The organism is Microcoleus sp. ARI1-B5 (genome assembly GCF_036705795.1).
Taxonomy (GTDB): domain Bacteria; phylum Cyanobacteriota; class Cyanobacteriia; order Cyanobacteriales; family Microcoleaceae; genus Microcoleus.
Genome location: NZ_JAUBVK010000061.1, coordinates 1 through 6,806 on the forward strand (window position 1 = coordinate 1; position 6,806 = coordinate 6,806).

The 6,806-nt window shown below is 44.0% G+C and carries 4 protein-coding genes and 1 pseudogene; 2 read left to right on the forward strand and 3 right to left on the reverse strand.

The genetic code is table 11. The features are described from left to right. Together QUB63_RS34600 and QUB63_RS34605 are read right to left on the reverse strand one after the other, a co-directional pair. On the reverse strand, positions 1-576 hold a 576-nt coding region (locus QUB63_RS34600), incomplete at its 3' end, for an EAL domain-containing protein (RefSeq protein WP_332949914.1). Between the two features lie 12 nt (positions 577-588). Beyond that, entirely contained in the window at positions 589-2,043 is a 1,455-nt protein-coding gene (locus QUB63_RS34605; RefSeq protein ID WP_332949915.1) for a diguanylate cyclase, read from the reverse strand. 420 nt (positions 2,044-2,463) lie between these two features. On the opposite strand from QUB63_RS34605, the gene QUB63_RS34610 reads away from it, so the two are divergent. Both QUB63_RS34610 and QUB63_RS34615 read left to right on the forward strand, forming a co-directional pair. Beyond that, positions 2,464-5,490 carry a PAS domain S-box protein gene (locus QUB63_RS34610; protein ID WP_332949917.1) on the forward strand — a complete coding sequence of 1,009 codons (3,027 nt, stop codon included), beginning with the start codon at positions 2,464-2,466 and terminating at the stop codon, positions 5,488-5,490. A gap of 340 nt (positions 5,491-5,830) precedes the next feature. Beyond that, positions 5,831-6,127: pseudogene (locus QUB63_RS34615) on the forward strand (SDR family NAD(P)-dependent oxidoreductase); the annotation flags it as partial. On the opposite strand, the gene QUB63_RS34620 reads toward QUB63_RS34615, so the two are convergent. Then, positions 6,108-6,806 (reverse strand): NAD(P)-dependent alcohol dehydrogenase (locus QUB63_RS34620; RefSeq protein WP_332949918.1); only part of this gene is annotated, 699 nt, incomplete at its 5' end. The pseudogene QUB63_RS34615 and the gene QUB63_RS34620 overlap by 20 nt on opposite strands.

The window sequence follows — 6,806 nt, forward strand, 5'->3', positions numbered from 1 at the left end:
ATTAAAGCCTTCAACGAGCGCTTGAGAAATCAAATTATGACTAATATTCTTGACAAAAGCACCATCAATTTTTAGATAATCGACTGGTAAATTCATCAGATACGCAAACGAACTCAATCCACTGCCAAAATCATCTAAAGCAAAGCAACATCCAATCTTTTTGAGTTCGCTCATGAAATATCTGGCTTGCTCAAAGTTCGCGATCGCTGCGGTTTCCGTGAGTTCAAAACAAATGGTTTGCGGGGGGATTTGGTAGCGATCAAATTGTTCGATTAAGAACATTATCAACCCATTGTTACCAATGCTATCGCCAGAAATATTAATCGTATACAATCCTTTACTCATAAAATTTTTATGCGATAAATTATGATAATTATAAAAAAAAAATTCGATTACCCAACAATCGATATCGGCGATCGACCCATAACGCTCGGCGGGAATAAAGTCATTGGGAGCCACTCTTTCTCCATTTTCATCTAGCAGCCTTCTTAGCAAAATTTCATAATGCTCTACTGATGGGTTAGAGGTAATAGAGACAATTTTTTGGGAGTAGAGACAAAAACGATTGGTTTCCAACGCTCGGCTGATTTAAGAAACCACGTGCCTCTCACCGCGTTGTCTAATTACTTCCTCATCATCTAGACGATAAACATGAACACAGTTGCGGCCTTTGCCTTTGGCGGCATAACAAGCTGCATCAGCCGCTCCCATAACCTCCATCAAATTTTTGCTGGTGTGGTTAATGGCAACAACTCCAATACTGACCCCGACGCTCAAGGTTTTGCTATCCCAAATAAACCGAAACAGATGCACTAGGTCTTTGAGTTGTTCCGCAATCTTAGCTGCTTGAGAGAGGGGACATTGAGTAAGCAAAAGACCAAATTCATCACCTCCCAAGCGAGCCAGTGTGTCATTAGCACAAACTTTCTTTTGTAAAAGTGTAGTGATTTGGCGCAGTAGCTCATCGCCAGCAACATGACCTGCGGTATCGTTAACGACTTTGAAGTGATCTAAATCTAAATAACAGAGAGCGTGCTGGTGATTGCTATCTTGACAAGAGGCGATCGCATCAACTAGGTGCTGCTCAAATCTTCGACGGTTGATTAAACCCGTCAGAGCATCGTGAGAGGCTTCCCAAGAGAGTTGACGAGCAAGATTGCGCGATTCGGTAACATCACGAAAGACGATGACTGCCCCGATAATTTGACCTTGGCGGTCTCGAATCGGTGCTGCTGAGTCCTCAATGGCATACTCCGTCCCATCGCGGGCAATGAGGATAGTATGGTTAGCTAAGCCCACAATTCGCTTCTCCAACAAAGCCTTGGCGATCGGATTCTCTACTGGCTTTCGCGTTACTTCATTGACAATTACAAACACTGCAGATAGGGGGAGTCCCTGAGCCTCATCAGCCTTCCAGCCTGTCAGTTGCTCAGCGATAGGATTGAAATATCGCACATTACCTTGAGCATTGGTAGTAATAACTGCATCACCAATCGATTGGAGGGTCACTTGAGCTAGTTCTTTTTCGGCAAAGAGGGACTCTTCGAGACGTTGGCGTTCTTCGATTTCTCTCAAGAGACGTAAATTCTGCTCTTGGAGGCTTTGTTGCAACCGTCGGATGGTTAGGTGAGTTTCGACACGAGCTAATACTTCTTCGATTTGAAACGGCTTAGCAATATAATCTACCCCACCAACAGCAAGCCCGTGAACCTTATTGAAAGTTTGATTGAGAGCACTCAAAAAAATTATCGGAATGCCTGCGGTTTGCTCGTTCGATTTTAATTGCTTACAAACTTCATAGCCATCAATATCGGGCAATTTAATGTCGAGTAAAATTAGTTCCGTCCATGGCGATTGGGCGGCTCGGATCGCGATTGCGCCTGTTGTGGCACAGCGAACTTGATAACCATGTGTCCTCAAAGTACGGCCCAGAAGATGCAGGTTACCAGGCAGATCGTCAACAATTAAAATATTGCCTCGGTAGTTGGTAGCTGGCTCGCTAACCCTATCGCTAGTTATATCGACAATCTTACTGATTTCCATACTTTCCTGGTAGAACACTCTAACCCTATGAACTAGAGTATACTTGAATTATTAGGTTATCCACTCACTTGACGTAGAAAGAAGTCCTGCGATCGCAGGGTTCTAGGACTGGCACCGTGGCACAGCCCCTACAAAATCTGACTTGTTCAGGTAGGAATCATCCGCCCGCAGTTGCCCTTCTTCGTTTCGCGTAACATGGCAGAGAACCTTTTTTCCCCAGCAGCAGATTTATGAACAACCACATTTCTTACAGGGCAAGTCTACTCCTCATTGCGATCGGATGTCTCGTGCTGCTGGGTTGGCAATTTGACATCTCCCTACTCAAAAGTGGTTTTCCCAGTAGGACTTCGACCATGAAGCGGGCCATGGCAGAACTCAATCGCTAAGCACTTCAGCACTCATGAATAATGTAGGTTAGCTATGATTACACAATTTTTTGAAATTGCAGGATTCATTCCTCACGGTCACTGCTATCTCTGGCAAACAAACTTAGTAGGATTACATATTTTATCCGATGGTTTAATTGCTTTAGCTTATTACTCCATCCCCATCATGCTAATCTACTTTGTGCGACAGCGCCAAGATACTCCATTTCAGAAAGTATTTTTTTTGTTTGGCGCCTTCATAATTGCCTGTGGTACAACTCATCTCATGGATATTTGGACGCTTTGGTTTCCTACTTATTGGGTTTCTGGAGGACTTAAAGCTATTACTGCTCTGATTTCTATATATACTGCATCTGAGCTAGTGTTTTTAATTCCATCTGCCTTAGCTTTACCTAGTCCAGCTCAACTTATGGTGGCAAATCAAGCCTTAGAGAAGGAGATCGACGATCGCAAGCGGGCTGAAAACGAACGCAAACAAATTGAGGTGGCTTTACGAAACAGTGAAGAGCAGTTTCGCAATGCGTTTGAAAATGCGTCAATTGGAATGGCGATCGTTTCACTTGACGGGCACTGGGTTAAAGTCAATCCTGCCTTATGTCAGATTGTTGGCTACTCCTCAGAAGAGTTGTTAGGGTTAACTTTCCAAGACATTACCCATCCTGACGATTTAGACCTGGATCTGAGTTATGTACATCAGCTATTAGCCGGAACAATTTCAACTTACCAACTGGAAAAACGGTATTTCCACAAACAAGGACATATGGTTTGGATTCTTCTTGATGGCTCGCTAGTACAAGATGAACAGGGAAATCCACTGCATTTTATTGCTCAGCTCCAAGAAATTACCGCTCGAAAAGAAGCTCAAAAGACGCTAGAGCTTCAGAGTGTTATTATGCATAACATGGCAGGTGGAGTGTGTTTACTTAAAGCCTCAGATCTCACGATCGTCTACACAAATCCCAAATTTGACGCTATGTTTGGCTACACAGATGGCGAACTCGCAGGTCAACCCGTTGGTGTCTTGAATTATGTCGATACAGAGGTTACACCAGACGCAAGCGTTCTAGATATTGTCACTCAAATCAATCAGAACGGAGAAGCAAAATATGAAGTCTGCAATAAGAAAAAAGATGGAAGACTTTTTTGGTGCAGGGTTCATACATCCATGTTTGAGCATCATGAATACGGAACTGTATATGTTGCCGTTCAGGAGGATGTGACAGAGCTGAAACAAGCTGAGCAAGCCTTGCAAGCTACCACAAATCGCCTCAACTTTCTCCTCAACTACAGCCCCGTCGTTATTTTTAGCTGTAAACCTTATGGCGATTATGAAGCAACGTTCATCAGCGAAAATGTCAAAGAGGTATTGGGCTATGAAAGCATGGCGTTTTTAGAAGATGGTGAATTTTGGGTGCATAACTTACACCCAGACGATCGAGAACGAGTGCTTAATGGCTTAGGCAATCTATTCGTCAATGATTTTTATTTCCATGAATACCGTCTTCGTCGCTCTGATGGGGTTTATCGCTGGATACTCGGTCAACTCAGACTAATTCGAGATGGTGCAGGTAGACCAGTGGAAATGTTGGGATATTTAATTGACATTAACGATCGCAAACAAGCCGAGTGGGAACTTGAGCAAGCTAAAGAAGCAGCAGAAACAGCAAACCGAGCCAAAAGTATGTTCCTGTCCAACATGAGCCACGAACTCCGTACTCCTCTGAATGCTATTTTGGGATTTACGCAATTGATGAGTTACGATCCCGATCTGACTCCCGAACTCCAAAAAGATCTGGCGAGCGTCAATCGTAGCGGCGAACATTTATTGGAATTGATTAACGACATTTTAGATTTATCCAAAATAGAGAGCGGACAGATGACACTCTATCTTTCAGACTTCGCTCTCAAAAAAATGCTGAATTCTATTGAAGAAATGTTGCAATTTAAAGCCAAATCGAAAGGATTGAAACTAATTGTCGAGCGAGACACCAATCTTCCCCAATTTGTGCATACCGATGAGAAAAAACTGTATCAAGTCTTAGTCAATCTGCTCGGTAATGCGATTAAGTTTACTGATCGAGGAAGCGTCACCTTACGAGTAAGATCCCAACAGAGCGACCAAACGTCCTGTCGCCTATGTTTTGAAGTTGAGGATACTGGAGTGGGAATTGCTCCAACAGATGTTGAGAGCTTATTTAAGGCGTTCGTGCAAGCTGAAGCTGGGAATAAATTAAATCAAGGTACTGGTCTAGGTCTAGCTATCAGCCAAAGATTTGTCCAACTCATGGGTAGTCAGATTCAGGTTCAAAGCACATTGAATCGGGGCAGCATTTTTTACTTTGAACTTGAGGTAAATTTACCTCAAGCAGTCTGCCTTGCCTCTGAATTGCCTGAACAAAGAGTGATTGGTATAGCTGCAGGACAACCAACTTACCGCATCCTGGTTGTTGAAGATTTAGAGGAAAATCGCCGCTTATTGGTCAAACTCCTTACCTCAGTCGGTTTTGAGGTGCGCGAAGCAACACAGGGAGTTGAAGCACTCGGAATGTGGGAAAGTTGGTCCCCAAACCTGATTTGGATGGATCTACGAATGCCGATCATGGATGGCTACACAGCTACCAAACGCATTAGAGAACACCCTCAGGGACAAGAGACTGTGATTATTGCTTTAACGGCCAATATTTTTGAAGAAGATCGAGAGAAAGTTCTTATGGCTGGTTGTGACGACTTTATCAGCAAGCCCTTTCAGGAAAGGCTCATCTTTGACAAACTCGCTCAACACTTGGGAGTAGAGTACATCTACACAGTTGTAGGAAAAGATCCCCAAAAACTAGGTGTTGACATTTTATCTCCAGAAGATATAGCCGTGATGTCCTCTGAGTGGTTAGAAGAAATGTTTCAAGCTGCCTACGATCTTGATACCGAAGTCATGAACGAGTTGATCGAACAAATTCCCGCATCTCAATCAACCCTTTCCAGTGCGCTAATTGATTGTGTCAATAACTTTAAGTATGACCCAATTATGAAGTTAATTCGACCTCTGCTCCCGAATCGCGTTTAGTTATCGAGTTTAAGGAGAAAGAAGCTAGAGTGCTGTAAGGAGTGGCTATATCTCGAATAAAGAAACATCAAAAATTAAGGCTTTAATGACGTAAAGCGGGTGGCTCGCACTCAGCCAGCGGGCCCATTGCCCAGGGCCGGAGCTCAGTCGGTCGGTCTCCAACAGTCGATCGCCCGCTGCTACACCGCTGACTCAATTTCCTGTGTCACATTTAGATGGAATGTGCTGTATCATATAGCAATTCTATTTCGTGTGTGAACGGGATTTATTCTTTTTATGAACCGCAAAGGGCGCTACGCAGGCGCAGATCAAGAGAAAAGATAGAAATAGAGATAGAGAAATGATTGATTTAACCGGAAAGGTAATTTTAGTAACGGGCGGATCGAAGGGGATTGGTGCAGTGACGGTGCGGACTCTGGTTAATGCTGGGGCCCAGGTGATTTTGCATTACTTTCGCAGTCAGAAAGAAGCGGAAGCGGTAGCAGCAAGTGTTGCGCGCGATCGCTGTTATTTATTAGCAGCAGATTTGATGGTGGAAAACGCGGCCTCGACTTTGTGGCAAGATGCTTTAAAATGGCGGGGTCATATTGATATTTTAGTTAATAATGCGGGGATTATTATGCAGTCAGCAGGTATAGAGGACAACTTCGATATTTGGTCGTCAACATCGGTGCGAGGTTGTCTAAACTCGGCAAAGTCGAGATATAAACTCCCTCCGGTTGCAGCACTTTTTCGCATTCAGCAAATGTTTTTGTCCCGACAGCATCCAAGATTATATCATACTTTTCGCGCTGTTGAGTAAAGTCAATTTCTGCATAATCCAGAACATAATCTGCTCCCAAACCCTTGACAAATTCTCTATTCTTTGCGCTGCAAACTCCCGTTACTTCCGCATTCATTGCTTTAGCAACTTGCACCGCAAAATTCCCGACTCCGCCGGAAGCGCCGTTAACCAATACTTTGTATTCTGCTTTAATTTCACCCAAATCCCTGAGCGCTTGCAAAGCGGTTAAACCTGCGATCGGTACTGCTGCTGCTTCTGCATGGGTGATGTTTTTAGGTTTAATTGCTGCACTCGATTCTGGCACGACAGCGTATTGGGCACAAGCACCGCCCGCGATGGGATTTAAGAATGTATAAACTTCGTCTCCGGCTTGAAATTTGGTGACTTCCCGGCCGACTTCCACGACAACTCCCGAGATGTCAGAACCGACAATTCGAGGAAAGTTAAATCCTGTTAATAGTTGCAGGTGTCCTTGCCGGATTTTCCAGTCTACGGGATTGACGCTGCTAGCGCGAACTCTGACTAACAATTC

Excerpts from the sequence above, each read along its gene's own strand:
- QUB63_RS34605 (WP_332949915.1), bottom strand. The coding sequence starts at position 2,043 with ATGGAAATCAGTAAGATTGTCGATATAACTAGCGATAGGGTTAGCGAG.
- QUB63_RS34610 (WP_332949917.1), top strand. The coding sequence starts at position 2,464 with ATGATTACACAATTTTTTGAAATTGCAGGATTCATTCCTCACGGTCAC.